General features: G+C 37.0%; 28 protein-coding genes. 16 read left to right on the forward strand and 12 right to left on the reverse strand.

Annotated features, from left to right (window positions below; translation table 11 throughout):
- Positions 1 to 2: 2 nt before the first annotated feature.
- Complete coding sequence (locus RTX21_RS10585) at positions 3 to 1,136, forward strand: glycosyltransferase (RefSeq protein WP_312767504.1); 1,134 nt, start codon at positions 3 to 5, stop codon at positions 1,134 to 1,136.
- 73 nt (positions 1,137 to 1,209) lie between these two features.
- On the opposite strand, the gene RTX21_RS10590 is transcribed toward RTX21_RS10585, so the two are convergent.
- Entirely contained in the window at positions 1,210 to 2,289 is a 1,080-nt protein-coding gene (locus tag RTX21_RS10590; RefSeq protein WP_312767506.1) for a glycosyltransferase 61 family protein, read from the reverse strand.
- 138 nt (positions 2,290 to 2,427) lie between these two features.
- On the opposite strand from RTX21_RS10590, the gene RTX21_RS10595 reads away from it, so the two are divergent.
- The 10 genes from RTX21_RS10595 (at position 2,428) to RTX21_RS10640 (ending at position 11,962) form a co-directional block, all read left to right on the forward strand.
- On the forward strand, positions 2,428 to 3,378 hold the full coding sequence (locus tag RTX21_RS10595) for a ketoacyl-ACP synthase III (protein WP_312767508.1): 951 nt from the start codon (positions 2,428 to 2,430) through the stop codon (positions 3,376 to 3,378).
- A 6-nt stretch (positions 3,379 to 3,384) separates the two neighbouring features.
- The gene (locus RTX21_RS10600) at positions 3,385 to 4,530 is read left to right on the forward strand and encodes a glycosyltransferase (protein ID WP_312767509.1); all 1,146 of its coding nucleotides are present in this window, start codon (positions 3,385 to 3,387) and stop codon (positions 4,528 to 4,530) included.
- A gap of 9 nt (positions 4,531 to 4,539) precedes the next feature.
- On the forward strand, positions 4,540 to 5,091 hold the full coding sequence (locus RTX21_RS10605; protein ID WP_312767510.1) for a serine acetyltransferase: 552 nt from the start codon (positions 4,540 to 4,542) through the stop codon (positions 5,089 to 5,091).
- A gap of 317 nt (positions 5,092 to 5,408) precedes the next feature.
- Positions 5,409 to 7,052 carry a glucose-6-phosphate isomerase gene (pgi, locus tag RTX21_RS10610; protein WP_312767511.1) on the forward strand — a complete coding sequence of 548 codons (1,644 nt, stop codon included), beginning with the start codon at positions 5,409 to 5,411 and terminating at the stop codon, positions 7,050 to 7,052.
- 75 nt (positions 7,053 to 7,127) lie between these two features.
- The gene (locus RTX21_RS10615) at positions 7,128 to 8,012 is read left to right on the forward strand and encodes a bifunctional 5,10-methylenetetrahydrofolate dehydrogenase/5,10-methenyltetrahydrofolate cyclohydrolase (protein ID WP_312767512.1); all 885 of its coding nucleotides are present in this window, start codon (positions 7,128 to 7,130) and stop codon (positions 8,010 to 8,012) included.
- Complete coding sequence (locus tag RTX21_RS10620) at positions 8,005 to 8,637, forward strand: 7-carboxy-7-deazaguanine synthase QueE (RefSeq protein WP_312767513.1); 633 nt, start codon at positions 8,005 to 8,007, stop codon at positions 8,635 to 8,637. Before RTX21_RS10615 ends, RTX21_RS10620 begins: the two co-directional genes overlap by 8 nt.
- A gap of 91 nt (positions 8,638 to 8,728) precedes the next feature.
- Complete coding sequence (locus tag RTX21_RS10625; protein WP_312767515.1) at positions 8,729 to 9,481, forward strand: ABC transporter permease; 753 nt, start codon at positions 8,729 to 8,731, stop codon at positions 9,479 to 9,481.
- Positions 9,481 to 10,293, forward strand: coding sequence for an ATP-binding cassette domain-containing protein (locus tag RTX21_RS10630; RefSeq protein WP_312767517.1), 813 nt, complete (start codon positions 9,481 to 9,483; stop codon positions 10,291 to 10,293). Before RTX21_RS10625 ends, RTX21_RS10630 begins: the two co-directional genes overlap by 1 nt.
- Positions 10,277 to 10,897 (forward strand): hypothetical protein, encoded by a 621-nt coding sequence (locus RTX21_RS10635; RefSeq protein WP_312767520.1) that lies wholly within the window; start codon positions 10,277 to 10,279, stop codon positions 10,895 to 10,897. The genes RTX21_RS10630 and RTX21_RS10635 overlap by 17 nt, the downstream gene beginning before the upstream one ends.
- 219 nt (positions 10,898 to 11,116) lie before the next feature.
- The gene (locus tag RTX21_RS10640; RefSeq protein WP_312767523.1) at positions 11,117 to 11,962 is read left to right on the forward strand and encodes an AraC family transcriptional regulator; all 846 of its coding nucleotides are present in this window, start codon (positions 11,117 to 11,119) and stop codon (positions 11,960 to 11,962) included.
- A gap of 3 nt (positions 11,963 to 11,965) precedes the next feature.
- On the opposite strand, the gene RTX21_RS10645 is transcribed toward RTX21_RS10640, so the two are convergent.
- From RTX21_RS10645 to RTX21_RS10660, 4 genes are read right to left on the reverse strand one after another with little or no spacing between them, the layout of a single operon-like run.
- Entirely contained in the window at positions 11,966 to 12,241 is a 276-nt protein-coding gene (locus RTX21_RS10645) for a hypothetical protein (RefSeq protein WP_312767525.1), read from the reverse strand.
- Between the two features lie 33 nt (positions 12,242 to 12,274).
- Complete coding sequence (locus RTX21_RS10650) at positions 12,275 to 13,081, reverse strand: M48 family metallopeptidase (RefSeq protein WP_312767526.1); 807 nt, start codon at positions 13,079 to 13,081, stop codon at positions 12,275 to 12,277.
- A gap of 46 nt (positions 13,082 to 13,127) precedes the next feature.
- A complete protein-coding gene (gene thiL / locus RTX21_RS10655; protein WP_312767527.1) occupies positions 13,128 to 14,183 on the reverse strand; it encodes a thiamine-phosphate kinase in 1,056 nt (351 codons plus the stop codon).
- 9 nt (positions 14,184 to 14,192) lie between these two features.
- The gene (locus RTX21_RS10660; protein WP_312767529.1) at positions 14,193 to 14,696 is read right to left on the reverse strand and encodes an acyl-CoA thioesterase; all 504 of its coding nucleotides are present in this window, start codon (positions 14,694 to 14,696) and stop codon (positions 14,193 to 14,195) included.
- A gap of 173 nt (positions 14,697 to 14,869) precedes the next feature.
- On the opposite strand from RTX21_RS10660, the gene RTX21_RS10665 reads away from it, so the two are divergent.
- Together RTX21_RS10665 and RTX21_RS10670 are read left to right on the forward strand one after the other, a co-directional pair.
- Positions 14,870 to 16,081 (forward strand): NAD(P)/FAD-dependent oxidoreductase, encoded by a 1,212-nt coding sequence (locus RTX21_RS10665; RefSeq protein WP_312767531.1) that lies wholly within the window; start codon positions 14,870 to 14,872, stop codon positions 16,079 to 16,081.
- Positions 16,082 to 16,130: 49 nt separating this feature from the next.
- Complete coding sequence (locus RTX21_RS10670) at positions 16,131 to 16,457, forward strand: bacteriophage spanin2 family protein (protein WP_312767533.1); 327 nt, start codon at positions 16,131 to 16,133, stop codon at positions 16,455 to 16,457.
- Here the strand turns inward: RTX21_RS10670 and RTX21_RS10675 are convergent.
- Genes RTX21_RS10675 through RTX21_RS10685 form a run of 3 tightly spaced genes read right to left on the reverse strand, consistent with a single transcriptional unit; the run spans position 16,410 to position 17,997 of the window.
- Positions 16,410 to 16,823: a DUF2809 domain-containing protein gene (locus RTX21_RS10675; RefSeq protein ID WP_312767536.1), complete on the reverse strand. Its 414-nt coding sequence runs from the start codon at positions 16,821 to 16,823 to the stop codon at positions 16,410 to 16,412. The two genes, RTX21_RS10670 and RTX21_RS10675, sit on opposite strands and share 48 nt — an antisense overlap.
- 53 nt (positions 16,824 to 16,876) lie before the next feature.
- Positions 16,877 to 17,494: a thioredoxin family protein gene (locus RTX21_RS10680; protein ID WP_312767539.1), complete on the reverse strand. Its 618-nt coding sequence runs from the start codon at positions 17,492 to 17,494 to the stop codon at positions 16,877 to 16,879.
- A gap of 11 nt (positions 17,495 to 17,505) precedes the next feature.
- A complete protein-coding gene (locus tag RTX21_RS10685) occupies positions 17,506 to 17,997 on the reverse strand; it encodes a TlpA disulfide reductase family protein (RefSeq protein WP_312767541.1) in 492 nt (163 codons plus the stop codon).
- A gap of 86 nt (positions 17,998 to 18,083) precedes the next feature.
- Between RTX21_RS10685 and RTX21_RS10690 the strand changes: the two genes are divergently transcribed.
- Complete coding sequence (locus tag RTX21_RS10690) at positions 18,084 to 18,257, forward strand: hypothetical protein (RefSeq protein WP_312767544.1); 174 nt, start codon at positions 18,084 to 18,086, stop codon at positions 18,255 to 18,257.
- On the opposite strand, the gene mutS is transcribed toward RTX21_RS10690, so the two are convergent.
- Both mutS and RTX21_RS10700 read right to left on the reverse strand, forming a co-directional pair.
- A complete protein-coding gene (gene mutS / locus RTX21_RS10695) occupies positions 18,258 to 20,813 on the reverse strand; it encodes a DNA mismatch repair protein MutS (protein ID WP_312767734.1) in 2,556 nt (851 codons plus the stop codon).
- A 93-nt stretch (positions 20,814 to 20,906) separates the two neighbouring features.
- Positions 20,907 to 21,779, reverse strand: coding sequence for a cupin-like domain-containing protein (locus RTX21_RS10700; protein WP_312767546.1), 873 nt, complete (start codon positions 21,777 to 21,779; stop codon positions 20,907 to 20,909).
- A 319-nt stretch (positions 21,780 to 22,098) separates the two neighbouring features.
- Here RTX21_RS10700 and RTX21_RS10705 point away from each other — a divergent pair, with 319 nt between their 5' ends.
- Together RTX21_RS10705 and RTX21_RS10710 are read left to right on the forward strand one after the other, a co-directional pair.
- Positions 22,099 to 23,508 (forward strand): MBL fold metallo-hydrolase, encoded by a 1,410-nt coding sequence (locus RTX21_RS10705; RefSeq protein ID WP_312767548.1) that lies wholly within the window; start codon positions 22,099 to 22,101, stop codon positions 23,506 to 23,508.
- Positions 23,509 to 23,624: 116 nt separating this feature from the next.
- Positions 23,625 to 23,927 carry a thioredoxin family protein gene (locus RTX21_RS10710; protein ID WP_312767550.1) on the forward strand — a complete coding sequence of 101 codons (303 nt, stop codon included), beginning with the start codon at positions 23,625 to 23,627 and terminating at the stop codon, positions 23,925 to 23,927.
- Here the strand turns inward: RTX21_RS10710 and RTX21_RS10715 are convergent.
- Together RTX21_RS10715 and RTX21_RS10720 are read right to left on the reverse strand one after the other, a co-directional pair.
- Positions 23,920 to 24,747 (reverse strand): hypothetical protein, encoded by an 828-nt coding sequence (locus RTX21_RS10715; RefSeq protein WP_312767552.1) that lies wholly within the window; start codon positions 24,745 to 24,747, stop codon positions 23,920 to 23,922. The genes RTX21_RS10710 and RTX21_RS10715 overlap by 8 nt on opposite strands.
- 23 nt (positions 24,748 to 24,770) lie before the next feature.
- Entirely contained in the window at positions 24,771 to 25,532 is a 762-nt protein-coding gene (locus RTX21_RS10720; protein WP_312767554.1) for an amidohydrolase, read from the reverse strand.
- Positions 25,533 to 25,655 lie beyond the last annotated feature (123 nt).

Here is a 25,655-nt window from a genome sequence, read left to right on the forward strand (position 1 = left end):
CCATGGGAAAGAAGCTTTTATTTATCTATTATCAAAACATCAAAGCAGGAGGTGTCGCAAAAGTATTGGCAAACCTGGCCAATGAACTTGTGAGTGATGGTTACCAGATAGATATTCTCTTTCTGATGCGCGAACATGAAGATTTTTATCCGCTTGATAGCCGAATAAAAAAACATTACGTGGATTCTTTTTCATTTTGGACATTCAAAATATGTAAGTTCAATCAAAAATACCTGCGATTCATACCAAAAATTGCCAATATCAACACATATATCTACCAGCTTGGTGTTGCCAAATTAATGAACAGATGGCTGAAGGAAAATCACATGCGATATGACAACATCATATCTTGCTGGTATAAACTATCTTGTTCTTTAGCTCTTAACAAAATAGTAAATCATAAAACCATTGCTTGGGAACATATCAGTCATACGACCGGAGGGCCATTTTGGAATCGTTTGAGAAGATTTTATAAAAATTTAAAGGCAATCATAAGCACCAATGTTCCCGGAGAAAGATATTACCGGACAGTCAATGAGCAATCAACGACAATTTATAATATGATGGATAGCGAGGTAGAATCGCAGGCCTTTATCTCTCCGGAAAATAAAAAGAACATTATTTCAGTTGTCGCAAGGTTGGATCCGGAAAAAAACATTAGCGAGTTTATAAACATCATTTCCGGAACTGATCTTCCGGAAAACTGGAAAGTAGTAATCATTGGAAGCGGAAGCCAGGAGGATCATCTAAAGAAAGAAGTAGTGGAAAAAGGACTCTATTCTAAAATTGAGCTGCTTGGAAGCAAAACTATGGAAGAAGTATATGAACTTCTCCGTTCTTCCAAGATCAACTGTTTGACCTCTCGTGTAGAAGCTTTACCCACGATTTTGATACAATCTATGTTTTTTTCGAATGTTCTGGTCGCTTACGATTGTAATTATGGACCTTCTGATATCATTAATTCAAATAATGGCTTTTTAATAGACCTGGGTGACCAGCAGGCATTCATAGGAAACCTTGAAAAGCTCATCCATGACGAGCAACTGCTGAACGAACTTATGAGGACTTCCTTCGAGGAGTCTCAAAATTGGCGAAAAGAATCAATCAAAGAGAAATGGAAAAGCATCCTATCTTGATGAAAATCTTTTTTTCAGTTTATAATAATATTTGGGTAACAAATAATAGTAATCTCCATACATCTTGAAGATCTTATATTTGAGGGTAATATATTTTCATTTTAAAATCATCAAGACTGGAATTATCAAATCCCTTGTAATTATTATCCTTTAGAAAGCTGTTCAATTTGGCAGACGGATAAAGAAAGAAAGGGCCTACACCAATATTTTTTGTAAGAGACCTATATCTCTCATAGAAAACATCAATATAAGTAATATCCGGATGGGCAAAAACATGGTGGATGCTAATCAATGCCTCATGTAATATATTGGTTTTATTCAGGACAACAAGGTTGAGCTTTTCTCTACTGAAAATGATATTGAGCGGCAAAGTTCCATTGATACAAGCAACATTTTTCGCTCTGTTCCATAGGCTTATCTGCTCCCGAAGAGATAATTTTTCCGGCGAAACAGAAACAAATCCATTTTCTATGAACTTTTTTTCTATCTCTGCCTCTCCAAAATCTTTTACCTTACTATCTTTTACCCTTTTTCTTGATAGATAAATATTTTCATGTTGAGGAAAAGGACAATGTTGATAATCAGAATTTGAGATGACTTTATCTATCATCTGGACATATTTGTCAGAATAATAATATTCTGTTGCGGCATAATCCGGTATGATGATTTTAGAAAAACTGGTTGGCTTATGAATCTTGAGAATATTTTCTTTAGGAACACCCAAATAACTCATAAACTCGAAAAATACACTTCCAAAATCATCTCCGTCCTGGCTGATATAGAAAATCTTTTGACCTTTATAATGGTCAATAATAAACCACATTCTTCCAATCAGTTCAATGATAAAATGTCCCCAATGACTATAGAAGTATCCAAACCAGATCACTTCCTCGTCTATGTGTTGTATTTTAGAATCGTCATAGTCATACGCTTTTCCATATTTCAAATATCCGTTTCTAGACCCGGACTCCTCGACATATTCATCCTTCTTATCCAAAATACCACCTGCCCTGCGAATAGCTCCAGAATCCAGGTATACAAAAGGCAAAGCAACGGCTTTTTCTATTTCTACAAATTTTATATCAAGATCGTTGATCTTTTTATAGTTGGTTTCTCGAGAGACATCTAGTCCCGTATATTGCTTTCTTTCCAAGTGTTTTTTTATTCTATAAATTTAAGGTCATTTTTTCACAAAAACCTCATTGATGCAAAAAAAGTAATACTCATTGCATTCTATACATAACATTATTTTAAGATTACTATCTTTGCAAAAATCTACTGAGAAAATTATATGATCAATATTGCAGCAATAGAGTACTATCTGCCTAAAAATATACTGACCAACGAAGACATTTCGAGAGAATTCCCCGAGTGGAGCGCCGAAAAGATCAAAACGAAAATAGGTGTAGAGTCCAGACATATTGCAGATGATGCCGAGACTGCATTTGATTTGGCATTTAAGGCTTGCGAGAAAATTTTTAAAAATTATGATAAGAACAAAATAGATTTCATTCTATTCTGTACTCAAAGCCCAGACTATTTTTTACCGACAACAGCCTGTATCTTACAGGACAAACTAGGTTTACCCAAAAACATCGGCGCATTGGATTTTAATCTTGGATGTTCCGGTTTTGTATATGGGCTTACACTTGCAAAAGGACTGATTGCCTCTGGAGTTGCAAAAAACATATTATTGGTCACTGCGGAAACTTACAGCAAATTTTTGGATAAAAATGACAAATCCAACCGGACTATTTTCGGAGACGGAGCAGCCGTTACGATTGTTGAGAAAGACGAATCTAAAGCCAATTACCAGTTTTCCGTGGGTACAGACGGCAGCGGATTCAATAATCTGATCGTGGAAAACGGAGCTGCCAGAAACAAAGCAGAGCAGCCTACCCTATTCATGAAAGGTCCCAAGATCTTCACATTCGCAGTAGAAAATATTCCGATGCTTATCAATGATATACTGGAAAAAAACAAAGCGAAACTGGAGGAGATTGACTTGTTCGTATTCCATCAGGCGAGTTCTTACATGCTAAATTACCTGAGAAATCTTTGTAATATACCGGAAGAAAAATTCTTCGTGGATATGAAAAATATTGGTAACACGGTTTCTGCCAGTATTCCGATAGCTCTCAAGTTAGCTTGGGAAAAAGGCATTATCAGAGAAGGACTCAAAGTTATGGTAGTAGGCTTCGGAGTCGGATATTCCTGGGGAGCAGGCATCTTAGAATTTTAATCCAAATTGAAAAAGAAGATCCTTATCAGAATTGGCTCTCTACGCCACGGCGGCGCGGAAAAAGTTCTGGTGACCCTTCTCAAAAACCTTCCGAAGGACAAATATGAGGTCGATCTTCTTCTCAATCTGTACTCGGGAAAGTATTTGACCGATGTTCCGTCTTGGGTGAATGTCATGTATCTTAATCGTGGTGAGATGATCACTACCAATCGCCCGAAAGATATCCCAAAAAAAATATACCGCGTTGTTTATCAACGTCTTTTAAAAAAATACCCCAAGATTCTCTACAAAAGAAAACTTAAGAACAAAGTTTATGATATCGAGTTTGCGGCCATTCATGGATTCATGGATGAAGTGCTTAACAGCCCATTGAGATCTTCTAAAAAACTGATGTGGATCCATAATGACCTGACCCAAGTGAGTGGTTATACACCTGAAAAGATCCGTCGTTTTTTCAATTATGATAGAGTGATGGTGATATCAGAAAAGATCCAGGAAACATTTTTATCTCTGGCCAAAACCGAAGAAGAAAAATCAAAAATTGTAAGGATCTACAATCCTCTTGATACCCAAGAAATCCTTACAAAATCAGAAAAACCTGTCATCAGCTATGGATTTGACAACAGTGTTCCAACTTTCATTTCTGTAGGGACCGTTTTTCCTCAGAAGGGATTTGACAGGCTTTTGAAAATCCATAAAAGACTGCTGGACGAAGGTTTCCTGCACAAAGTGTTGATCGTTGGCGACGGTTATGATTTCGAAAATGTAAAAACCCTGAAAACTCAGCTTGGAGTAGATCAAACGGCAACCATGCTCGGTTTTACAGATAATCCTTATCCTTACTTCAGAGCATCGGATTTTTATATTCTCAGCTCCAGGTATGAAGGCTTCCCTACCGTTTTGTTTGAAGCAATCACCCTGAAAAAGAATATCATAGCAACAGATGTCTCTGGCGTAAAAGAAATGCTGGAAAACGGGAAGCTTGGATTGATCACCGAGAATTCCGAAGAAGGAATCTATGTTGGGATGAAAAAAGCATTGACAGATCCGGAATTTTTCCAATCATATCAAAAGCATTTACAGAATTACGAAATGCCATTCAACCTGAAAAATTCCGTAGATAAGATCATGGAGATCATTGATAATTTGTAATTTTATCCAATGAGTTATTCTACCATCCAAAAAGATTTTTACAGAGAAAGCGGAAAATATCTCTCAGGTTTTCAGATACTTAAAAAGTGTTTTAGTCCCAACCTGCATTATATCTACCTCCTTAGAAAAACTCAAAAACACTATAAGAAACCGGTAATTGGAATCTTTTACAAACTCGTTCTTCGCCATTATCAGATCAGATATGGTTTCCAGATCTATCCTGAGACCCAGATCGGGGAAGGCTTCTACCTCGGGCATTGGGGACATCTGGTAATCAACCCCAAAGCAAAGATCGGGAAAAACTGCAATATCGCACAAGGCGTTACCATCGCCCAGGCCAATCGAGGGAAGAATGAAGGTGTTCCCACCATCGGAAATGAGGTTTGGATCGGTCCCAATTCTGTGATTGTAGGAAATATTACAATCGGCAACAATGTTTTAATCGCTCCCAATTCCTATGTGAATATGGATGTTCCTGACAACTCAGTGGTCATTGGGAATCCTGCGACCATCACTTCAAAGACAAATGCTACAGAAAATTATATCAACAATAAGGTTTAGCTCCAAATCATGTCCGTTTATTGTGATTTTGCTTAGATTTATTTTGGACAAGCACCTGCAATACGAATTCTGATACATCTGTTATAGTTTTCAATCATTTGCCATCTGTGCTTAAAAATAAACGAGAGAAAAATTGAGAATTATAATAGATATGTCAGATTTAGTGATATAAAAACAATTCTTGCTTTTATATTTTTCTGGAAAATGGCTTCATTATGTTAAAAACTAATTTAAAATCAACTGACTAATTTTTCTTAAATTTGCAGGTCTTATTAGAGTTTCTAATAAGGCTTGTTTAAATTTAAAAACCTTAAAGAATGTTACCAAAAATAAATCCAATCCAAACTTCCGCCTGGAAAGCTCTTGATCAGCAATTTGCTAACAACGATTTCGAATTGAGGACGTTATTCCAATATAACCCAAATCGCTTCAAAGAGTTTTCACTAGAAACAGAAAATTATCTTTTCGATTATTCTAAAAATCTGGTTGATGCTAAAACGCTGGAATTATTGTTGCAATTGGCTGAACAAACTCAGTTGAAAGAGGCAATTGGTAAGATGTTTTCAGGTGACAAAATCAACGAAACAGAGGGAAGGGCGGTTCTTCACACCGCTTTGAGAGATCTTTCTGATAAAGAGATCCTAGTGGATGGAGAAAACATCAAGCCTGGAATCAAAAAGGTTTTGGAACATATGAAAGCTTTCTCAGAATCCGTAATTTCTGGTTCTCACAAGGGTTTTACGGGAAAAGAAATCACAGATGTTGTAAACATCGGGATTGGAGGTTCTGACCTTGGACCAGTGATGGTTTGTTCTGCTTTGAAGCATTTTAAAACCAGACTGAACGTTCATTTTGTATCCAATGTTGACGGAAATCATATGGTGGAGGTTGTAAAAGACCTAAATCCTGAAACAACGTTATTCATCATTGCTTCCAAAACATTCACAACCCAGGAAACCATGACCAATGCCAATTCGGCAAAAGAATGGTTTCTGAGATCTGGTGCTAAAACTGAAGATGTTGCGAAACATTTCGTAGCACTTTCTACTAATATAGATGCTGTGAAAAAATTCGGAATTGCGGAGGAAAATATCTTCGAGTTCTGGGATTGGGTCGGCGGCCGTTATTCACTTTGGAGTGCCATTGGATTAAGCATCGTTTTATCTGTGGGTTATGACAATTTCGAACAATTATTGAAAGGTGCGAACGACACAGATGTTCATTTCCAAACCAAAGATCTCAAAGAAAATGTCCCTGTTCTGATGGGTGTTCTGGGTGTTTGGTATCGAAATTTCTATGCAGCAGGAACTTATGCGATTTTGCCTTATTCCCAGTATCTTGACCGTTTTTCAGCTTATTTGCAGCAAGGCGATATGGAAAGTAACGGGAAATCTGTGGACAGAAATGGTGAGTTCGTAGAGTACGAAACGGGACCGATCATTTGGGGAGAGCCCGGAACCAATGGTCAGCACGCCTTTTATCAATTGATTCACCAAGGAACAGAATTGATACCTGCAGATTTTATCGCTTATGCAAAATCTCCGAATGAAGTAGGTGAGCACCAGGATATTCTTTTGGCCAACTATTTTGCGCAGACAGAAGCCTTGGCTTTTGGGAAAACAGAAGATGAGGTTTTTGCTGAGTTGAGATCATCTGGCAAGTCAGAAGAAGAGATCGAAAAACTATTGAACTATAAAATATTTGCAGGAAATACGCCAACCAATTCATTCCTATTCAAAGAATTGACGCCTTTTACCTTAGGTCAGCTGATCGCATTGTATGAGCACAAGATCTTTGTTCAGGGTGTGATCTGGAATATCTTCAGTTTTGACCAGTTTGGCGTTGAGCTGGGTAAAGTTTTGGCAGGGAAAATCCTCCCTGAACTGGAAGCCGAAGGTGAAGTGGAAACACATGACAGCTCTACGAACGGATTGATCAATTATTATAAATCAAACCGATAAAATACAAAATGGAGTGTTGGGAAAGGAACACTGCAATTTTTCAAATAAATCTAAAAAGTAAAAAGAAAGAAAAAAATGGCACAAATTCTAGATGGACTGAGGGTCTCAAAAGAGGTAAAAGCTGAAATTAAAGAAGAGGTTCAAAAAATTCTGGCTAACAATAGAAGAGCGCCACATCTGGTTGCGATTTTGGTTGGGAACAATGGCGCAAGCAAAGCTTACGTCAACAGCAAAGTAAAAGATTGTGAAGAAGTTGGGTTCAGTTCTTCCCTGATCAAATTTCCAAGCACCGTTTCAGAATCGGAATTATTGGAAAAGATTGATGAGCTTAATAAGTCAAAAGCTGTGGATGGCTTCATCGTTCAATTGCCTCTGCCAAAGCAGATCGATCAGGAGAAGATCATTATGGCGATCGACCCGAGAAAAGATGTGGATGGTTTCCATCCTGAGAATTTTGGGAAGATGGCCTTGGAGATGGATACATTTTTACCTGCAACGCCATTTGGAATTTTAACACTATTGGAGCGATATAATATCGAGACAAAAGGTAAGAATTGTGTGATCATCGGAAGGAGCAGAATCGTTGGAAAACCAATGAGCATCCTGATGGGAAGAAAAGATTTCCCTGGAAACTCTACGGTGACTTTGACACACTCTTATACACAACATATAGAAGAATATACAAAACAGGCCGACATCGTAATAACAGCTCTGGGAGATCCGAATTTCCTGAAAAAGGAAATGATCAAGGATGGAGCGGTTATTGTAGATGTAGGAATCACAAGAGTAGATGATGATTCTGAAAAAGGATATCATCTTGCGGGCGATGTGGATTTTGAAAGCTGCGCAGAAAAAGCAAGTTGGATCACACCGGTTCCTGGAGGTGTTGGGCCAATGACGCGGGCAATGCTGATGAAAAACACCATCATCGCCTATAAAACTTCGGTTTATAATGACTAAGGAAGAAGAAGATATTTTATTAAAAGAAGGTAAAATGCTCCCCGTAATGGAGCATTTTTACACTATTCAAGGCGAGGGATACCACGCCGGAAAAGCTGCCTATTTCATTCGTCTGGGCGGATGTGATGTGGGCTGCCATTGGTGCGACGTAAAAGAAAGTTGGGATCCAAAGCTCCATCCACTAATGAATACTGTTGAAATTGCAGAAACGGCGGCCAAATACTGTAAGACAATTGTTCTTACAGGTGGAGAACCTCTAATGTGGAATCTTGATGTTCTGACCTCTAGATTAAAAGAATTGGGTTGCACGATTCATATTGAGACTTCCGGGGCTTATCCTATGAGCGGACACCTGGACTGGATCACGCTTTCTCCAAAGAAAACAGGTCTCCCATTAGAGGAAATCTATTCCAAAGCGAGTGAACTTAAAATGATCATATTCAATAACAATGATTTTAAATTTGCTCAGGAACAAGGTGAAAAAGTCAATGATGACTGCGAACTTTACCTTCAAAGCGAATGGAGCAAACGTGATGCGATGTATCCAAAAATCACAGATTTTATCTTAGAAAACCCAAAATGGAGATCTTCTATACAAACTCATAAATATCTGAATATTCCTTAAAATCTATCCATTTAATAGGTTGGTCTAAATTATTTTAGGCAAAAATCAATTGGAAATAAGAGCTTATGATAAAAAAACCTAATTTAGCTTTATGTTAAAAAGATTATTTGAATCTATTGGAGAATATTTCTTGCTGTTGGGAAAGGCGATAAGCAAACCACAGAAAAGAAACGTCTATATGAAACTTCTCGTGAGGGAATTTTATGATCTGGGAGTTAATTCTTTCGGGTTGGTATTATTTACTTCTTTCTTTGTGGGTGCGGTTGTAGCGATCCAGATGTTCAATAATTTCGATGCCTCATCATTTCCGATTCCTAATAGCTTTGTGGGCTATGCGACCAAAGTGGTTTTGATATTAGAGTTCTCTCCGACAATTATTTCGGTGATTCTTGCAGGGAAAGTAGGCTCCTATATTGCTTCCAGCATCGGGACAATGCGTGTGACAGAACAGATAGATGCCCTCGATATCATGGGTGTCAATTCTCCCAATTTTTTGATCTTGCCAAAGATAGTGGCCAGTGTGGTCTTTAATCCGATATTGATCGCCATTAGTATTGTCGTAGGTATCTATGGAGGATATATTGCAGGCGTGGCTACAGGAAACTGGACAAAGGCAGACTACATTACCGGAATCCGAATGTATATGCCATCTTATTTTATTTGGTATGCTTTTATGAAAACAGCAGCTTTTGCATTTTTGATTGCGACAATTCCTGCCTATTTTGGCTATAATGTGAAAGGGGGTTCGTTGGAAGTAGGGCGTGCAAGTACACAAGCTGTAGTGTGGACGATGATTGCTGTGATCATTATGAATTTATTATTAACTCAGATGTTCCTAAGCTAATGATAGAAGTAAAAGAATTAAGAAAAAGATTTGATGAGGTAGAAGTTCTGAAAGGAATTACTACAACATTTGATACAGGGAAAGTCAATCTCATCATTGGGCAAAGTGGATCTGGGAAAACCGTTTTCCTAAAATCTCTTCTGAATGTATATGAGCCCTCAAGCGGAAGTATTCTGTTTGATGGACGAGATATTATGAAGATGTCTAGGGAAGAGAAGCAAACCCTTCGTTCAGAGATTGGGACAGTTTTCCAAGGAAGTGCCTTGTTTGATTCTATGACCGTAGAAGAGAATATCAGTTTTCCTTTGGATATGTTCACCAATCTTAGTTTTCGCGAGAAAAAAAGAAAAGTTCTGGAAGTGATCGGCAGAGTGAACCTTCAGAATGCCAATAAGAAATATCCTTCCGAGATATCCGGAGGGATGCAGAAAAGAGTTGCTATTGCAAGAGCTATTGTAAATAATCCAAAATATCTCTTTTGTGATGAACCTAATTCCGGACTAGATCCATATACTTCCAATGTGATAGATGATCTTCTTTTAGAGATCACAAAAGAATATAATACGACCACCATCATCAATACACACGACATGAACTCTGTGATGACAATTGGTGAGAAGATCCTCTATCTTAGGTTAGGGATCAAAGAATGGGAAGGGAACAAGGATATACTGGCAACCGCAAAGAATAAACACCTGATAGATTTCGTTTATTCTTCAGAACTGTTTAAGCAGTTACGCGATTTTATGCTGGAAAATAATCAGACAAGTTTAATTAATGATAAACCCGAAGACAATGAAAAAACTAATTAGTACACTAGCCATATTTTTAGGAATGATGGCTTATTCGCAAGTAACAGTAGGACTGAGAGCCAATGCGCTTTTCAATACATCCTCTGCCAGCTGGGATAATTTTAAAGGAACTGTAAACGGCGAGAAGGAAAACACCGGTTTCAATGCAGGTCTTGCTTTTAAAATCGGGTCACCGGTTGGTGGCTGGTTTGTAATGCCGGAAATTTATTACACTTCTATTAAAAATGAGGCAACTGCTAATGTTAACGGAACTTCTGTAAACATCGAAGCCAAAAGTAACAGAATTGATGTTCCAGTAATGGTTGGACATAATTTCCTATTGGGAAAACTAGCTGCATTTGTAGGTCCTGTTGCATCTTATAATCTTACAACGGATAATACCTTCCAAAATTTTAAGGAAAATGCAACCAAAGAATTTACTGTAGGTTATCAGTTTGGAGCCCAGGCTACTTTATCTAAATTTGTAGTTAATGCAAGATTTGAAGGTGCTTTTTCTAAAGATTCCAGAAAATTTATCAGCACTGTAGCTGGGGATAATACTGAAATCAGATATGACAATCGTCCAAGCATGTTTATCTTAGGTATTGGTTATAATTTTAATTAATTCCCTAATACCCATAAAAAATAAGAAGGCTGGAAAGTTAATTTCCAGCTTTCTTCATATATAGACCTTAAAAATTTACAAATTCAATTCTTGTGAGAGATTGATTTTGTTATACAAATGTATAAGCTATACTTCAATTTTCTTTTAACATAATAAATAAAAAATAGAACAATATTAATATGTTTTGCTTATTTTTGTTTAAAATTAATATTAACTGGAATGAAAGTCATTCTTGAACATATTTCACCGGACGAAAACAGCTCTTTCCGTGTATTGCACATCAAAGATATTCCAATCTCAGAACTCAACTGGCAATATCACTATCATCCTGAAATTGAGATTGTTTGCGTGTTGAAAGGCAAAGGAACAAGACATGTTGGTTACCATAAAAGCCATTTCGAAGATGGTGCTTTAGCATTGATCGGTTCTAATATTCCCCACTCTGGATTAGGCCTTAATGCGACCGACCCCCACGAAGAGATTGTGATCCAGTTCCGGGAAGAGATTTTATCATTACCGGAAGGAGAACCGGATAGTAGTTTGGTAAAAAAACTGTTGGAAATGTCAAGATATGGCGTTCTGTTCTCTTCTGAGGTGAAAAAGCAAATCATTCCTAAGCTGGAACTAATAACGAAGGCAGAAGGCTATACCAGATATCTTTTACTTCTTGATCTTCTTTTTGAATTATCAAAAACAAAAGATTTTGAATTGATGAATACCGAAATAATGCCATATACTATTGTTTCCAGAAACAGAACAAGGTTGGAAGCTGTTTTTACCTATGTGGAAAATGGATATCAAAATGAAGTGGACATACAGCAGGCAGCGGAACTTGCAAACCTCACTAAGCCTGCTTTCTGTAATTTTTTCAAAAAGGCAACATCACTCACCTTTGTCGAGTTTGTCAACAGGTATAGAATAGACAAAGCCTGCATACTGTTGTCACAAGAAAAAAGCATAGCAGAAAGCTGCTATGCCACAGGTTTTAATAATATTACGTATTTTAATAAGATATTTAAGAAATATACCAAGACAACGCCCGGACAGTTCATCAGAAGTCTTTAATTATTATATATTCCCGTTATTTAGACTATTATCCAGCTGTTGCTTTTCCAGTTCAGCTTTTTCTTTTTGAAGCTGTTTGAATTCTTGTCTGATCTTTGCTTCTTTTACAGAATTGCCCTTGCTGACGTATCCCACCAGTCCACCAATAATCAATCCGATTCCAATTCCAGAAAGTGCGCCGTATACAACTCTCAGATCAATGGCCATATCATTCAGATAAAAGAGCAACGCTCCAAGCCCGAATAATACCATCCCAATTATAACTAAACCTTTCATCATTTCAAATTTTGTTAGTTTAAAATTAAGCAAAAATTATAGTTTACCGCCTGCTTTTTTATAATATTCGAGAGCTTTTGGCATTTCTGCATTCAGGTCGGAAATTCTGTTCTCCGGATTTGGGTGTGTTGACAAGAACTCTGGAGTCTTACTGCCTGATGATGAAGCTTGCATTCTTTGCCAGAAAGAGGTAGAGGTTCTAGGGTCATATCCTGCGATCGACATTAATATTAATCCCATTTTATCCGCCTCAGATTCTTGTTTTCTCCCATAGGCCAAAAGACCGACTTGCGCACCTACAGGGTAAACTTTTTCAAAAATACCGGACCATTGACTGTTGGACATCGATCCACTAAGGATACTTCCACCATATTGTGCGATCATAGCCTGAGAGATTCTTTCGTTTCCGTGTCCTGCTAAGGCGTGGGAAACCTCATGTCCCATTACTACGGCGACACCATTATCATCTTTACAAACAGGCATTATTCCTGTATAGAAAGCCACCTTTCCACCAGGCATACACCAGGCATTCAGTTGAGAGTCCTGGATAAGGTTGAATTCCCAATTGTAATTTGCAAGATCGGCCTCTCTACCGATACTTTTATAATAGGTATAGGCGGCGTTTTTGATCCTCGCACCCACATTTTTCACTCTATTGGCGTCTGCTGTTCCGGTAACGACTTTAGAAGTGGATAAGGTAGTTTTGTATTCTGATGCTGCAGCTGTTGCTATCTCAGAATTATTTGCGATTTGGATAGAAGACCTGCCCGTGATCGGATTGGTAACACAAGCGGTGAGTCCCAATACAACCAAAGCGTAAGAAGAAATTTTTAAAATTTTCATCGTTTTATTTTAATATGAATGTGTTTTACAAGTTTTATTCCAAAAGCTATTCTTTATTGAGGAATGCATCCCAGCCTTGCGCAGTTAACGGAATTAATTGATTGGAACCTCTCGCAACCAAGAAATTTCCTTGCCCTTCTTCTGTTGCATGACCAATAATTGTAAAGTCAGGATGGTTTCTAATTTTATCAAAATCTGAAGGAGAGATCGTGAAAAGCAATTCGTAATCTTCTCCTCCATTCAATGCTGCCATTGCTGGATTAAGATTCAATTCATCAGCTGTATGGATCGTAGTTTCGTCCATTGGTAATTTCTCTTCATAAACATTAAAGCTCACTTTCGATTGATCTGAAAGATGTAAAACTTCAGAAGCCAATCCATCAGAAATATCGATCATAGAAGTTGGTAGAATGTCCAGCTCTTCTAATTTTTTCTTGATATCTGTTCTTGCCTCAGGTTTTAATTGTCTTTCGAGGATATAATCATAGCCTTCCATCTCAGGTTGCATGTTCGGATTGGCCAAATAGACAGAATGCTCTCTTTCCAAGATCTGAAGACCAAGATAAGCGCCTCCAAGATCTCCAGTAACCACTAAAAGATCATTGGGTTTTGCACCACTTCTTTTAATGATCTTTTCTTCATTTTCAAGCCCGATCGCTGTCACGCTTATCACTAATCCGGCGTTGGAACTTGTTGTATCTCCGCCAACTAAATCTACTTTATATCTGTTACAGGCCAATGCAATTCCTGCATAGATTTCTTCCAAAGCTTCCACGGGAAAACGATTGGAAACTGCAACGGAAACCAAGATCTGAGTCGGAGTTGCATTCATTGCAGCAATATCGCTGAGGTTGACAACAACCGCTTTGTAACCCAAATGTTTTAACGGGACATAACCCAAATTGAAATGGACACCTTCTGCCAGCATATCCGTTGAAACTACAACTTTTTGATTTTCAGGGTCAATAATGGCTGCATCATCACCAATCGAAAGTTTTGTAGAGTTCTGAACAATTGGGAAATTCTCTGTAAGATGTTTTATTAATCCGAATTCCCCAAGCTTGGAGATCAGTGTCAGTTCTTGTGATTTATCTTCGAGCATAATTTAAAATTATTTAAGGTTTTCGAAAAGTGAAACATCCACGTTTTCTGGCCGGAAAGGCAATGTCTTTAAAAATTCTCTGGAGATCGTCTGCACATTTTCAGATTTGAATTCATTCATAACCAAGATAATGTCTTCCGGCGGAGTTGTTGTTTTTCTCAACATCATATCGATCCAGACGCCGGTCGCTTCGGCCGTTGCACAATGCGTTCCATCAGGAAGGTAGAATTTGTGAACGAACTGATAGATCATTCCGTCTTCCGACATTGCAGCAACTTCCAATCCCACGAAAACCGTCTGGTCGGCATAGATCTCTTTGAAGAAGGAATATCTCTCGTGCAACATTACAGGACCAACACCCCACCGGTTAAGCTGTGTCAGACCGATTTTATTTTTGTTGAGGAAGGCCATTCTGGTTTGCGAGCAGTAGTCAACATATGTAGAGTTTCCAAGATGACGGTTGGCGTCTATATCGCTCCATCTCACTTCGAATTTATGATAATAAACAGACATTCTTTTCGATTTTAATATTGTTCAAAAATAACCATTTGAGGTGGATATTAAAAATGTAATTTTGTGCATCGAATAGAAAGCACCGAAGGTGCGATATGTTTGTAGAGAAATTAATATCACTCGCATGAGAGCTCCGAAGGAGTGACATGTCGATTTTTATAGGAAAAAAATCAATGCTAAAAAAGAAAAGTGTAATCATTATTGGCGGAGGTGCTGCTGGTTTTTTCACGGCTGCTAATCTTGACGAGAATAAATTCTATGTCACAATTCTCGAACAAAATTCGGACGTTTTGCAAAAAGTTAAGATCTCCGGAGGTGGGCGTTGCAATGTGACCCATGCTTGTTTTGACCCTAGGGAGTTGGTGAATTTTTATCCCAGGGGAAACCGTGAGCTGCTGAGTGTGTTCACCAAATTTCAGCCGGGCGATACCATGGATTGGTTCGAATCCAGGAATGTCCCTTTGAAAATTGAAAAAGATAACAGGGTTTTTCCAACGACGGACTCTTCTCAAAGTATTATCAATATTTTGATCAATGAGGTGAGAAATAAAGGTTTCGAGATCAGGAATCAGGTTTCTGTTTCTGAGATTATCAAGGAGGATGATATTTATTTTATTAATACAAAATCAGAAAGTTACACAGCTGATGTTGTTGTTTATACAACCGGAAGTTCTCCAAAATCTTTGAAGATCATTGGGAATCTTGGGCACAAGATCATAGAACCGGTTCCTTCTCTTTTTACATTTAACATCAAGGACGATCTCCTAAAGGATCTTCCGGGAACAAGTTTCGCAAATGCTGAAATCAAAATCCCGAGTCTTAAAACTGAAGACGCCGGGCCTCTTTTGATCACGCATTGGGGGCTTTCCGGGCCTGCTGTTCTGAAACTTTCGGCCTGGGAGGCAAGAACTCTGGCCAAACTGAAATATAAATTTGATATCGAGGTCAATTTTATTTCAAAATCGATTTCAGAAGCAGAAGAATTACTGAAAAACTTTAAAAATGAAAATCCTAAAAAATCTGTTGGTCAGGCCAAAATATTTGATATAACAAACCGTTTTTGGAATAAGATTCTTGAGGTTAATAAAATAGATCCTGAAAAACAAATGGCAAATCTTTCAAAAAAGGAAATGGATCAGATCTTTGAGTATATTTGTCAAAAAAGATTTGCGGTTACTGGAAAATCAACCTTCAAAGATGAGTTTGTAACAGCAGGAGGTGTAGATCTCAAAGAGATAAATTTTAAGAATATGTCCTCTAAAATTCTCTCTGATTTTTATATTTCTGGCGAAGTTCTTGATATAGATGCCGTTACAGGAGGTTTTAATTTCCAGGCATGTTGGAGCGAAGCATGGCTAATCGCTCAACATCTTAACATTAGATGATGAAATATTTTATTAAATTTGAAACCATATTTATTTATCTTATAACAAAATGAAATTTTCTAAAACATTTTTTTTGGTATTATCAATTCTGATTACAATGATCTCTTGCCAGACCAGAGTTGTAACCCCCAATAAGCCGATGTATGACAATACGTTAGAGCTTTATAAAAAATATACAATCCGTACCAAAGACGCCAAGTCTCAAAAAATAGAGGTCATAAAAGTAGATGCTACAAAGATCTATGGAAAGAACAAGGCTGGAGAAAAGGTAGAGATAGAGCGAAGTGAAGTAAGGGATATCAAGAAGCCAAACGTTGTTCTGTCTGTATTAATTGGGCTTGCTGCTGTGGCTGCTGTTATTTTTATCCCGATCTAGTTTTACAATCAAAAACAAAATCGAACATCCTGCAAAATAACAAAGAATATCTAACCAGCTGAAAGAGTTTCCAAGAACGATCATCATAATGCGATTGTTTTTGAAGCCCATCAATTCTCCGAAGTGAAAATACTGGGCAAACTCAATCAGACAGGAAAAGATGAAAATGCCGATCATCAGTTTCGTGGAACTAATATCGAAAAATGCTTTGATGAAATAATACATCAGCATCACCACAAAAACGTCGCCGAGATAGGCTCTTACGAAGAACCAATTTTTGAGTTTTGTTGCGATAAGAACCTCAACAAAGAAAATAACGATGGCAATCAGTAAGTTTTTGTAATCAAATTTAAAATTAATTTTCACAGAATTGTTTTTAGCTAAAACAAAAAATCGAGGCAATTATTACCTCGGTTTTTTTATTTTTTCACTTTGATCGTACATCCGATCGCAACGGTTTTCTCTGTTTTGACAGGCTCATTTTTCAAAAGCCGGTTAACAGCATCCTGAACATAATAGTCTGAAACGTCATTTGGATTTTCGTAGTTGTTATCAATCGTTCCAATGTATTTTACGATATTCTTTCCGTTCTCTTTTTTCAAGATGTAAACGTGAGGTGTTTTGGTTGCGCCATAGATCGGATAGATCTTCTGACCTTCGTCCACCAGATAAGGAAACGTAAATCCCTTTTCCTTCGCTCTGGCCTGCATCTCCGCAAAACCGTCTTGTGGCTGAACAGCCGGGTCGTTGGGGTTGATAGCTATCACAGGATAACCTTTGTCTTTGTACATTTTGTCCAGCGCAATAATTCTGTCTTCATATTTTTTTGCGTAGGGACAATGGTTGCAGGTAAAAACTACAATAAAACCTTTTGCTGATTTGAAATCGCTTAAGGAAACCATTTTTCCATCTACATTTTTCAGTTTGAAATCTGTTGCCTCATCGCCAATCTTGTAACCGGAATTATAACCTTTGGTAAAACTCAATAATCCCAAAATCAGGATTAGTCCAAATGAAAGCCATTTTATATTTTTCATATTATTAATATTTATGGATTGTAATGTTTAGCAATTGCAGACTCTAATTCTTCCAAAGACATTTCGCCATTATTAAAGAATACTTTTTCGCCATTTTTATAGAAAAGAGTTACCGGAATCTCACCTTCCCAATCTTTCTGGAATTTCGGAATCCAGGTATTCATCCTCTTATTATCATCCAAAATCACAACTTCTGCGGTCATGTTTTTATTTTTGATAAAATTGATCACTTTCTGTTTATCTCTCACCATATCCAAAGAAACCAATAACATTTTGAAATTCTGATCTTGAGAATATTTTTTATTCACTTCGATGAAATGAGGTAATTCTTTGACGCAAGGTGCACAAGTTGTTGCCCAGAAATTGACCACAACAAACTCGTCTTTTTCCTGACCAATGCGTTTTTCCAGATCTTCATACTTAATCAAAGAAACAACAGTTTGAATTTGTGCATTCATCACAAACGGAAAAACCAATAACAAGAATTTCATTAAAGTCTTCATATTCAAATTTATAAAAAGATTTTAATAGTAAAAAAATGTTTCGGTTTGATTTTTGAGAATAAAATCCTAACCTAATCTTAATTGTTATGAAAAAGTTAGTATTGATTATTTCATTAGTGTTTTTAGCAACATGTGTCCCGGACAAAGACAAACGGGAACAGCGTAAAGATAATCTGAGTGCAGAACACATGAGAAATAAAGGCGTAGATTCTGCAGCAATTTCTACGGATAAAAAAGTGGATACTGTCAGTGTAAAATAATTACCGCCCGATCATCTTCTTGATCGCATTCAGTTTCATCAAGGCTTCGATTGGTGTCAAAGTATTGATGTCAATCTTTGTTAATTCTTCGCGGATATTTTCAAGTACAGGATCATCCAATTGGAAGAAGGAAAGCTGGAGATTTTCTTCCGTTACCCGTTTGATCTTCTCTCCGGAATCTTGTGTTGTTCTGCTGGATTCCAAAGTTTTGAGGATTTCATTGGCGCGATTTACAACCTTAGAAGGCATTCCTGCCAACTTTGCAACGTGAATCCCGAAACTATGTTCACTTCCTCCGGAAATCAATTTTCTAAGGAAAATAATATTGCCTTTTGCTTCCTGGATTGAAACGTGAAAATTCTTAATTCTCTCGAAGTTGACCGACATCTCATTCAGTTCGTGGTAATGCGTTGCGAATAAAGTTTTCGGCTGCGTCGGATGCTGATGGAGATATTCCGCAATCGCCCAAGCAATGGAAACTCCGTCGTAAGTGGAAGTCCCACGTCCGATTTCGTCCAGCAAAATTAAACTTCTGTCTGAGATATTATTAAGGATATTGGCAGCTTCATTCATTTCCACCATAAAAGTTGATTCGCCGGCAGACAAATTATCTGTTGCGCCAACTCTTGTAAAAATCTTGTCTAAAGTTCCAATCTCTGCGTGTTTTGCAGGAACAAAACTTCCGATTTGAGCCAGCAAGGAAATAATCGCTGTCTGTCTCAGAATTGCCGATTTACCGGCCATATTCGGTCCGGTTACCATGATGATCTGCTGAGAATCTCTGTCCAGAAAAACATCATTCGGAATATAAGATTCGCCGAGCGGTAGAGATTTTTCAATAATCGGATGCCGACCTTCCTGGATATCAATCGAGAATGAATCATTTAGAATGGGTTTTGTGTAATTATCTTCAACAGATAATTCTGACAAACCAACTGCACAATCCAGTTCGCCAACCAATTTTGAATTTTCCTGTAATTGGTCGATATAGATCAGGACATTTTCACAAACGTTCCTATAAAGTTCCAATTCTAATTTGCCGATTTTTTCTTCAGCGCCAAGAATCTGGTTTTCATATTCTTTCAGCTCTTCGGTAATGTAACGTTCCGCATTGACCAAAGTCTGTTTTCTGATCCAGTCTTCCGGAACTTTGTCTTTATGTGTATTTCTGACCTCGATATAATATCCGAAAACACCATTGAAATCAATTTTCAAACTTGTGATTCCGGTTCTTTCGATTTCGCGTTGGCACATTTCGTCCAGGAAACCTCGACCTTTATTTTGAAGATTTCTCAAGTGGTCCAATTCTTCCGAAATTCCTTCTCTGATGACATTTCCTTTGTTGATGTTCACAGGAAGTTCGTCATTCAGATGCTCATTAATTAAATTGATCAATTCCTCAAGATTGATAAAAGGATCGATCCAAGCCAGAACATCCGGGAATTTCAGAAGTTTTTTTCTGATCTCATTAATGTTGATGATACTTTGACGAAGATAACCTAATTCTTTCGGTGAAATCTTTTCGGCCGCTAATTTTCCAATTAATCTATCTAAATCCGAAATTCCTTTTAATAAATCTTTGATATCATATTTCAAAGAATCTTCCTTGTTAAGGAATTCAATCAGGTTCAATCTTCTGTTGATGTCTCCGATATTTTTCAAAGGAAGGATCAAACGTCTTCTCAACAATCTTCCGCCCATTGGCGTAGACGTTTTATCGATAATATCAAGAAGCGATTTTCCCTGATGATTGGCAGAATAAACAATTTCGAGATTCCTCAATGTGAAGTTGTCCATCATCAGATAATCATCCTGCGGAATGACCTGAATCTTTGTAATGTGTTGTAAAAGTGCATGATGCGTGTCTTCTACCAAATATGCAAAGATTGCTCCTGCTGCTGTGATTCCCAGTTTATGTTCCTCTATTCCAAAACCTTTCAAAGATTGAGTTTTGAAATGTGAAGTCAGTTTTTCGTAAGCATAAGGATATTTGAACGCCCAATCTTCCAGCTTGAAAACATTTTTATTTCTCAGCTGATTCGGGATTTCCGAAGTCCTTTGATAGATAATTTCGCTCGGGTCAAATGTGTGAACGATGTGAAGTAATTTTTCAAGATTTCCTTCACTCACAAGGAATTCCCCCGTTGAAACATCCACAAGTGCCATTCCGTATTTTTCTTTTTCCTTATGAAGAGAAAGCAGGAAATTGTTTTTCTTGGAAGTCAGAACCTGGTCATTGAAAGTAACTCCCGGAGTTACTAATTCTGTAACACCTCGTTTTACAATTCCTTTGACGGATTTTGGGTCTTCCAATTGGTCGCAAATAGCAACACGCATTCCGGCTCTTACCAGTTTGGGCAAATAAGAATCCACAGAATGGTGCGGAAATCCGGCCAGCTCAATGTGACCTTCGCCATTGGCTCTTTTGGTGAGAACAATCCCAAGAATCTGCGATGTTTTTATCGCATCCTGTCCAAAAGTTTCGTAGAAATCTCCAACACGAAATAGCAATAATGCATCAGGATATCTAGCCTTGATGGTGTTGTATTGCGTCATTAACGGAGTTTCTTTCTTTGCCAATTTTCTGATTTTAGAAGCGCTAAAATACGAAATTAATATGCAGAAAAAAGAAGGATGTGTTGTAGAAAATTATTTTTTCCTGAACTTTTCCAAAGCTTTGGAGCTTTTTCTGTAAGCCCATTCTTCTTTATATCTTACCCATTTTGCCTTGAACATTTTTCGCATCAGCTTATCCGTATACCGCATAATGAAAACGTGATAAAGCATACTGAGGAATTTTGAAGGGCGATTGGGCAGCGCTCTGATAGACAAAGAAAAACCAGGTTCCAGGTAACGATTGTAATGCCAGAAAGCACCAGGGATAAACAATGCATCGCCGTGTTCCATCAGGATCTCGGTTCCGTTGGCATACCTCAGGGCAGGGTATTTTTCATAATCTGGGTTGTCATAATCAATTTCTTCTATCGTATGAACAGACAATGGGACTTTGTAAAGCATTTCGTTTTGCTTCTGGTCAAAAAGTAAAATTCTTTTCTTTCCTCCAAAATGAACATGGAAAAAATCTCCCAGATCAACATCATAATGCATCAGTACATGTGCTTCACTTCCTCCAAAAAATAATGTAGGAAGTCGTTTGAAGAATTTCATCCCCAAATCCGGATAAGTGAAATCCTGTAACAATTCCGGAAGTTTATCGGTGATGATATAAAAAAATATCCTGAGGTCAGAAGGTTTACTTTTTATGGTATCAATGTAATCCTTCATTTTCATCTTTGCTGCCGGTGTATCAGAACTTTTGTTGGCGTCAGCAGGTTTGTTATCATAGATCGGAACAATTTGTTCGCCCGCCTTTTCCCGAATGTAATCAAGGTTCCATTTTTCGTAAGCGCCCCATTGTTTTGCAAAACCTCTTATCAAAAGTGGTCTGTGCGGTTTGAAATATTTCTTTTGGAAGTCTTCTTTTTCAATGTGTTCTACAATGTCAACAGGATTCAGGATCATATTAATTGTTTTGGTCCAATAAAAATAATAAAATGACCTTTAATAATTCAATGTTTTCTTAATTAATGTAAATCCAAAAATATTGGAAGCATCCTAAATATTAAAAGTATGTCATAAATCATAAATCTGCCCTAGTTATGGGCTTAACTATTGATAATGTGATGAGATTTGAACATTTGTTTAATTTCAAATCGAAATTATTCATAATATCTTTTAAAAATTATTTATAGTTAATCCAAATAACCTCATATTTGTAATACAAACTATAACCGCAATAACATTTAAAATAAAAGTTTGATTAAAATCCATCGATATCCAAATGAAGGTTGAACAAATATATACAGGCTGTCTTGCGCAAGGAGCGTATTACATTGTTTCTGAGAATGAAGCCGCAATTATTGACCCATTAAGAGAAGTTAAGCCTTATCTTGAGCGTTTGGAAAAAGACCAAGTGAAACTGAAATATATTTTTGAAACCCATTTTCACGCTGATTTTGTTTCGGGACATTTGGACCTGTCTAAGAAAACCCATGCGCCAATTGTTTTCGGACCAACAGCTAAACCTGATTTCGATGCGATTATTGCTGAGGATGATCAGGTTTTTGAAGTTGGAAAAGTCAAGATAAAAGTTCTTCACACCCCAGGACATACTTTGGAAAGTTCTACTTTCCTATTGATTGACGAAAGTGGAAAAGAAACGGCTATTTTCTCTGGGGATACTTTGTTTTTAGGTGATGTTGGAAGACCGGATTTGGCTCAAAAAGCTGGCGAAATAACGGAAAAAGATTTGGCAGGAATGCTTTATAATAGTCTTCAAACCAAGATTCTGCCTTTAGATGATTCTATTACTGTTTATCCGGCTCACGGTGCTGGTTCTGCCTGCGGAAAGAATATGCAGAAGGAAACTGTGGATACTTTGGGAAATCAAAAAAGAACGAATTACGCTCTAAATCAACCGGATAAAGAATCCTTTATTAATGAAGTTCTTGATGGATTAACTGCTCCACCAAAATATTTCGGGATGAATGTAGCAATGAACAAAGGCGGCTACGAAAGTTTTGACCAGGTCCTGAAAAAAGGAAATAATCCTTTGTCTGTAGAAGATTTTGAGACTGCGGCGGAAGAAACCGGAGCTTTGATTCTGGACACCAGAAGTGCCGCAATCTTCCACAAAGGTTTTGTTCCGAATTCTATCAACATCGGTATCAAAGGCGATTTTGCACCTTGGGTGGGAGCGATGATCGTGGATGTTCAGCAGCCGATTCTTTTGGTTTCTGATGCAGGAACGGAGGAAGAAGTAATTACGAGATTGAGTCGCGTAGGATTTGATAATGTTTTAGGTTATTTGAAAGGAAGTTTCGAAGCTTGGAAAAATTCTGGTAAAGAAACAGACGAAATCAAAAGAATTTCCGTAGAGGAATTTTCAGAGGAATTTTCAGAAAATGTGAAAGTTATCGACGTTCGAAAAGAAACAGAATATGAAGCGGAACATATCGATGAGGCTTACAGCAAACCGTTGGCATACATCAACGATTGGGTCAATTCTTTAGATAATTCTGAACATTTTTATATTCATTGTGCTGGAGGTTACAGAAGTATGATTGCGGCAAGTATTTTGCAGTCAAGAGGTTATAGGAATTTCACTGAGATTGATGGCGGGTTCAATGCAATCAAGAAAACAGAGAAATTTCCATTGAGCAATTTTGTTTGTCAAAGTAAGACTTTGTAGAATTAAAAAGGCTTTCCTTCGTCAAACTTAGGCTCAGCCTGACAATGCAGAATTTTGTCACTCTGAGGCTTTCGAAGAGTCTAATATCTAAAACCTAACTTCTAATATCTAGTAAAATGTCACAAAAATTTCAAGAATTAATTCAATCCGAGCGTCCTGTTCTTATTGATTTTTTTGCCACTTGGTGTCAGCCTTGCAAAGTTCAGTCTTCGGTTTTGAATTCTGTAAAAGAGCAGGTTGGCGAAAAAGCAAGAATTGTAAAAATTGATGTTGACCAATTCCCGTCAATAGCTACTGATAATGGTGTTCGTGGCGTTCCAACTTTAGCAATTTTCAAAAATGGAGAATTGCTTTGGAAAGAAAGTGGTGTTCACGACGTGAATTCTTTGGTTGGACTGCTGGAGCAGTATTCTAATTGATAATAATATTTCCGCTAGAATCATAATTGAAACCCCAATCTCTTACTATTGTTGAAGTTATATTTCCATAATAATCATACTTAACTTCTGTGTATTTTCTAAAATTATTTTTAGAAATTGAACGATAAAAAAACTCATCCAGAAGATATAATCTTTTCCAAGGATTATAAGAATTGTCGTAGTCTTCGAAAGTACGAACTGTTTTCTCACTAGTATTCACACCGTCCTTTTGAAAAATGTATTCGGACTTGGTTAGATTACCTTTTGAATCATAATAGAATTTTTCTAAATAAGTTTCTGTGTAATCATCTGGTGGATAATAAGGCATATTTGGTAAAGTTGTTTTTATTTCGGTAAGTTGCCCGCTAGTATTGTATGTGAAAAATTGTCTTTCATCACGATAACTACTATACATTGTGCTTGGAACATCTTTTTGTGTTATCTGTTTGTTATTATCTAAGACAAAATATTTAGACTGCTTTGGAACTGTAAAATCAGGAGAGGAAGAAAAATTTTCTACTGTAACTTTATTATTATCATAAACCAAAGTTGTATAAATTTTATCAGTAAAATAGCCGTCAAATCCAGTAGATCCGGAAACAGAAAGAAAACCACCAGTCTTTTTAATCAGACGTTTATTATTATCATATTGAAAATTAAAACTTAATTCTGAATTACCATAAGGAAATGAGTTTGGATATAAAATGAGACTCATTTTTGTAATTAATGGCTCATTGTTTTCGATAACTTCATCTTCATTATCTCTCGAGCAAGAAAACAGAATAAGACTTATAAAGAATAGTGTAAATATGTTTTTCATTGTTTAAAAGTGTTTTTGCAAAATTAAGGAATAATTTCAAATTCATCCCTCTCATTCAAAAAAGGAAACTTATTTCGGAATTCTTTCAATTCATCCAAATTCCATTCAGTTGTGATGAGGTTACTTTTTCTTTCAGAGATTTCTCTTCCATCAGGGAAATACACTAAGGAACTTTCTTCATACTCAAGATTATAACCGTCTGTTCCGATTCTATTTAATCCAAAAAGGAAAGCTTGGTTCTCTATCGAACGGGCTTTCAATAATGATTTCCAAGCATCAACTCTGGATTTTGGCCAATTCGCAACGTATAAAACGGCATCATAATCATTTTGATTTCTTGAAAAAACAGGAAATCGTAAGTCAAAACAAACCTGTAAAAGAATCCTAAATCCTTTATAATCAATTATTTTTCGCGCCTTTCCGGCAGTATAAATGTTGTCTTCTCCGGAATAAGAAAACAAATGTCTTTTGTCGTAATATTCGAAAGTTCCGTCTGGAAAAACAAAATAAAACCGGTTATAGAATTTCCCATTTTCTTCCACGGAAACACTGCCTGCAACTGCTGAATTTTTGTTTTTAGCAAAGAATCTCATCCAAGTCAAAGTTTCTAGATTTCTGTCTGCAACTTCTTCAGCTTCCATACAAAATCCGGTAGAAAACATCTCAGGAAGTAGAAACAAATCTGCTTCAACAGAACCCAATTCTTCTTCAATTTGTTTGAAATTCTGTTCCTTTTTTTTCCAAGAAATATCGAGATTGATACCTGCAATTTTAAGTGTTGGCATACTCCAAAAGTTTAATGCAATTTATCACTTTAAAAATCTTAATCATAATAAAGTCTTAATGAAAATCGTTCAAAAAGATGAGTAATTGCGTTAAAGTTTACTAAAAAATCGTTAAAAATTTTG

Source organism: Epilithonimonas sp. (genome assembly GCF_032054305.1).
Lineage (GTDB): Bacteria > Bacteroidota > Bacteroidia > Flavobacteriales > Weeksellaceae > Epilithonimonas.

Coding starts and splice junctions, on each gene's coding strand:
- RTX21_RS10585 (WP_312767504.1), top strand. CDS start 3: ATGGGAAAGAAGCTTTTATTTATCTATTATCAAAACATCAAAGCAGGA.
- RTX21_RS10595 (WP_312767508.1), top strand. CDS start 2,428: ATGATCAATATTGCAGCAATAGAGTACTATCTGCCTAAAAATATACTG.
- RTX21_RS10605 (WP_312767510.1), top strand. CDS start 4,540: ATGAGTTATTCTACCATCCAAAAAGATTTTTACAGAGAAAGCGGAAAA.
- pgi (WP_312767511.1), top strand. CDS start 5,409: ATGTTACCAAAAATAAATCCAATCCAAACTTCCGCCTGGAAAGCTCTT.
- RTX21_RS10615 (WP_312767512.1), top strand. CDS start 7,128: ATGGCACAAATTCTAGATGGACTGAGGGTCTCAAAAGAGGTAAAAGCT.
- RTX21_RS10620 (WP_312767513.1), top strand. CDS start 8,005: ATGACTAAGGAAGAAGAAGATATTTTATTAAAAGAAGGTAAAATGCTC.
- RTX21_RS10625 (WP_312767515.1), top strand. CDS start 8,729: ATGTTAAAAAGATTATTTGAATCTATTGGAGAATATTTCTTGCTGTTG.
- RTX21_RS10630 (WP_312767517.1), top strand. CDS start 9,481: ATGATAGAAGTAAAAGAATTAAGAAAAAGATTTGATGAGGTAGAAGTT.
- RTX21_RS10635 (WP_312767520.1), top strand. CDS start 10,277: ATGAAAAAACTAATTAGTACACTAGCCATATTTTTAGGAATGATGGCT.
- RTX21_RS10640 (WP_312767523.1), top strand. CDS start 11,117: ATGAAAGTCATTCTTGAACATATTTCACCGGACGAAAACAGCTCTTTC.
- RTX21_RS10645 (WP_312767525.1), bottom strand. CDS start 12,241: ATGATGAAAGGTTTAGTTATAATTGGGATGGTATTATTCGGGCTTGGA.
- RTX21_RS10650 (WP_312767526.1), bottom strand. CDS start 13,081: ATGAAAATTTTAAAAATTTCTTCTTACGCTTTGGTTGTATTGGGACTC.
- thiL (WP_312767527.1), bottom strand. CDS start 14,183: ATGCTCGAAGATAAATCACAAGAACTGACACTGATCTCCAAGCTTGGG.
- RTX21_RS10660 (WP_312767529.1), bottom strand. CDS start 14,696: ATGTCTGTTTATTATCATAAATTCGAAGTGAGATGGAGCGATATAGAC.
- RTX21_RS10665 (WP_312767531.1), top strand. CDS start 14,870: ATGCTAAAAAAGAAAAGTGTAATCATTATTGGCGGAGGTGCTGCTGGT.
- RTX21_RS10670 (WP_312767533.1), top strand. CDS start 16,131: ATGAAATTTTCTAAAACATTTTTTTTGGTATTATCAATTCTGATTACA.
- RTX21_RS10680 (WP_312767539.1), bottom strand. CDS start 17,494: ATGAAAAATATAAAATGGCTTTCATTTGGACTAATCCTGATTTTGGGA.
- RTX21_RS10685 (WP_312767541.1), bottom strand. CDS start 17,997: ATGAAGACTTTAATGAAATTCTTGTTATTGGTTTTTCCGTTTGTGATG.
- RTX21_RS10690 (WP_312767544.1), top strand. CDS start 18,084: ATGAAAAAGTTAGTATTGATTATTTCATTAGTGTTTTTAGCAACATGT.
- mutS (WP_312767734.1), bottom strand. CDS start 20,813: ATGACGCAATACAACACCATCAAGGCTAGATATCCTGATGCATTATTG.
- RTX21_RS10700 (WP_312767546.1), bottom strand. CDS start 21,779: ATGATCCTGAATCCTGTTGACATTGTAGAACACATTGAAAAAGAAGAC.
- RTX21_RS10705 (WP_312767548.1), top strand. CDS start 22,099: ATGAAGGTTGAACAAATATATACAGGCTGTCTTGCGCAAGGAGCGTAT.
- RTX21_RS10710 (WP_312767550.1), top strand. CDS start 23,625: ATGTCACAAAAATTTCAAGAATTAATTCAATCCGAGCGTCCTGTTCTT.
- RTX21_RS10715 (WP_312767552.1), bottom strand. CDS start 24,747: ATGAAAAACATATTTACACTATTCTTTATAAGTCTTATTCTGTTTTCT.
- RTX21_RS10720 (WP_312767554.1), bottom strand. CDS start 25,532: ATGCCAACACTTAAAATTGCAGGTATCAATCTCGATATTTCTTGGAAA.